We start from the raw sequence: 511 nt of genomic DNA on the forward strand, positions 1-511 counted from the left end.
GATAAAACCAATTAAGGCTGGTACAAAGGCAAAACGGCCCCACCCACCTGCCTCTGCATATTCAATTGATGGGGCAAGAAGTGACCAGAAACTTGCGGCAATCATAACCCCAGCAGCAAATCCATTCATAATATCCAATACACGACGGTTAATTTCATTAAAGAAAAATACCAATGCTGAACCTAAGGTCGTCATCAACCAAGTAAAGACGCCGGCCAGCGTAGCTTGTAAAATCGGGTTGGCAGTTGCAAACCATTCAAACATTCACATTCACTCCATTTCTCCTAATATTCCACTTTTATTATAAATCATTTGGTATAGCATTTCATTGGAATTAGCAAAGTTTTGGCTTTTTTATTCGGGATACCAAAAAATATGAGAAGAAAGAAGCAAGAGTGTTTACCACTGAGAAAAAATAAGGTATACTGTATATGAGCTTACTTTTAGTAAGTGTTTTTTAAAAAAAGTAAGTTATTAAATCAAAATTTAATGATAATAGTTGAAGCAAACG

At 35.8% G+C, this 511-nt stretch carries 1 protein-coding gene; it reads right to left on the minus strand.

Annotated features, from left to right (window positions below):
• On the minus strand, positions 1-264 hold a 264-nt coding region (locus ACRCJ0_RS19405; protein WP_431391856.1), incomplete at its 3' end, for a ZIP family metal transporter.
• Between the last annotated feature and the right edge of the window lie 247 nt (positions 265-511).

Source organism: Aerococcus sp. L_32, from assembly GCF_050689315.1.